Genomic DNA, 3,248 nt, shown 5'->3' on the forward strand with positions numbered 1-3,248 from the left:
TTTGCTCTTTAAAAATCTGGATCAAGCTGAAAATTGAAACACTGAACAACGAAAGTTGTTCGTGAGTCTCTCAAATTTTCGCAACACGATGATGAATCGAAAGAAACATCTTCGGGTTGTGAGGTTAAGCGACTAAGCGTACACGGTGGATGCCCTGGCAGTCAGAGGCGATGAAGGACGTGCTAATCTGCGATAAGCGTCGGTAAGGTGATATGAACCGTTATAACCGGCGATTTCCGAATGGGGAAACCCAGTGTGTTTCGACACACTATCATTAACTGAATCCATAGGTTAATGAGGCGAACCGGGGGAACTGAAACATCTAAGTACCCCGAGGAAAAGAAATCAACCGAGATTCCCCCAGTAGCGGCGAGCGAACGGGGAGAAGCCCAGAGCCTGAATCAGTGTGTGTGTTAGTGGAAGCGTCTGGAAAGGCGCGCGATACAGGGTGACAGCCCCGTACACAAAAATGCACATACTGTGAGCTCGATGAGTAGGGCGGGACACGTGGTATCCTGTCTGAATATGGGGGGACCATCCTCCAAGGCTAAATACTCCTGACTGACCGATAGTGAACCAGTACCGTGAGGGAAAGGCGAAAAGAACCCCGGCGAGGGGAGTGAAAAAGAACCTGAAACCGTGTACGTACAAGCAGTGGGAGCCTCTTTATGGGGTGACTGCGTACCTTTTGTATAATGGGTCAGCGACTTATATTCTGTAGCAAGGTTAACCGAATAGGGGAGCCGAAGGGAAACCGAGTCTTAACTGGGCGTTAAGTTGCAGGGTATAGACCCGAAACCCGGTGATCTAGCCATGGGCAGGTTGAAGGTTGGGTAACACTAACTGGAGGACCGAACCGACTAATGTTGAAAAATTAGCGGATGACTTGTGGCTGGGGGTGAAAGGCCAATCAAACCGGGAGATAGCTGGTTCTCCCCGAAAGCTATTTAGGTAGCGCCTCGTGAATTCATCTCCGGGGGTAGAGCACTGTTTCGGCAAGGGGGTCATCCCGACTTACCAACCCGATGCAAACTGCGAATACCGGAGAATGTTATCACGGGAGACACACGGCGGGTGCTAACGTCCGTCGTGAAGAGGGAAACAACCCAGACCGCCAGCTAAGGTCCCAAAGTCATGGTTAAGTGGGAAACGATGTGGGAAGGCCCAGACAGCCAGGATGTTGGCTTAGAAGCAGCCATCATTTAAAGAAAGCGTAATAGCTCACTGGTCGAGTCGGCCTGCGCGGAAGATGTAACGGGGCTAAACCATGCACCGAAGCTGCGGCAGCGACGCTTATGCGTTGTTGGGTAGGGGAGCGTTCTGTAAGCCTGTGAAGGTGTGTTGTGAGGCATGCTGGAGGTATCAGAAGTGCGAATGCTGACATAAGTAACGATAAAGCGGGTGAAAAGCCCGCTCGCCGGAAGACCAAGGGTTCCTGTCCAACGTTAATCGGGGCAGGGTGAGTCGACCCCTAAGGCGAGGCCGAAAGGCGTAGTCGATGGGAAACAGGTTAATATTCCTGTACTTGGTGTTACTGCGAAGGGGGGACGGAGAAGGCTATGTTGGCCGGGCGACGGTTGTCCCGGTTTAAGCGTGTAGGCTGGTTTTCCAGGCAAATCCGGAAAATCAAGGCTGAGGCGTGATGACGAGGCACTACGGTGCTGAAGCAACAAATGCCCTGCTTCCAGGAAAAGCCTCTAAGCATCAGGTAACATCAAATCGTACCCCAAACCGACACAGGTGGTCAGGTAGAGAATACCAAGGCGCTTGAGAGAACTCGGGTGAAGGAACTAGGCAAAATGGTGCCGTAACTTCGGGAGAAGGCACGCTGATATGTAGGTGAAGCGACTTGCTCGTGGAGCTGAAATCAGTCGAAGATACCAGCTGGCTGCAACTGTTTATTAAAAACACAGCACTGTGCAAACACGAAAGTGGACGTATACGGTGTGACGCCTGCCCGGTGCCGGAAGGTTAATTGATGGGGTTAGCGCAAGCGAAGCTCTTGATCGAAGCCCCGGTAAACGGCGGCCGTAACTATAACGGTCCTAAGGTAGCGAAATTCCTTGTCGGGTAAGTTCCGACCTGCACGAATGGCGTAATGATGGCCAGGCTGTCTCCACCCGAGACTCAGTGAAATTGAACTCGCTGTGAAGATGCAGTGTACCCGCGGCAAGACGGAAAGACCCCGTGAACCTTTACTATAGCTTGACACTGAACATTGAGCCTTGATGTGTAGGATAGGTGGGAGGCTTTGAAGTGTGGACGCCAGTCTGCATGGAGCCGGCCTTGAAATACCACCCTTTAATGTTTGATGTTCTAACGTAGGCCCCTTATCGGGGTTGCGGACAGTGTCTGGTGGGTAGTTTGACTGGGGCGGTCTCCTCCTAAAGAGTAACGGAGGAGCACGAAGGTTGGCTAATCCTGGTCGGACATCAGGAGGTTAGTGCAATGGCATAAGCCAGCTTGACTGCGAGCGTGACGGCGCGAGCAGGTGCGAAAGCAGGTCATAGTGATCCGGTGGTTCTGAATGGAAGGGCCATCGCTCAACGGATAAAAGGTACTCCGGGGATAACAGGCTGATACCGCCCAAGAGTTCATATCGACGGCGGTGTTTGGCACCTCGATGTCGGCTCATCACATCCTGGGGCTGAAGTAGGTCCCAAGGGTATGGCTGTTCGCCATTTAAAGTGGTACGCGAGCTGGGTTTAGAACGTCGTGAGACAGTTCGGTCCCTATCTGCCGTGGGCGCTGGAGAACTGAGGGGGGCTGCTCCTAGTACGAGAGGACCGGAGTGGACGCATCACTGGTGTTCGGGTTGTCATGCCAATGGCACTGCCCGGTAGCTAAATGCGGAAGAGATAAGTGCTGAAAGCATCTAAGCACGAAACTTGCCCCGAGATGAGTTCTCCCTGACCCTTTAAGGGTCCTGAAGGAACGTTGAAGACGACGACGTTGATAGGCCGGGTGTGTAAGCGCAGCGATGCGTTGAGCTAACCGGTACTAATGAACCGTGAGGCTTAACCTTACAACGCCGAAGGTGTTTTGGCGGAAGAGACATCGACAAGTAAGCTTGATACAGATGACATCGACAGGTCAGAACAGGACGTGTTGATAAACAGAATTTGCCTGGCGGCCTTAGCGCGGTGGTCCCACCTGACCCCATGCCGAACTCAGAAGTGAAACGCCGTAGCGCCGATGGTAGTGTGGGGTCTCCCCATGCGAGAGTAGGGAACTGCCAGGCATCAAAT

2 rRNA genes are annotated in these 3,248 nt (G+C 52.7%); both read left to right on the plus strand.

The annotated features are described in order from the left end of the window. The first annotated feature begins 122 nt into the window (after nt 1-122). A 23S ribosomal RNA gene (locus K0335_RS21945) occupies nt 123-3,025 on the plus strand. Nucleotides 3,026-3,125: 100 nt separating this feature from the next. Beyond that, a 5S ribosomal RNA gene (rrf, locus tag K0335_RS21950) occupies nt 3,126-3,241 on the plus strand. Nucleotides 3,242-3,248: the final 7 nt, after the last annotated feature.

Source organism: Escherichia sp. GZ89 (assembly GCF_019366485.1).
Lineage (GTDB): Bacteria > Pseudomonadota > Gammaproteobacteria > Enterobacterales > Enterobacteriaceae > Escherichia > Escherichia fergusonii.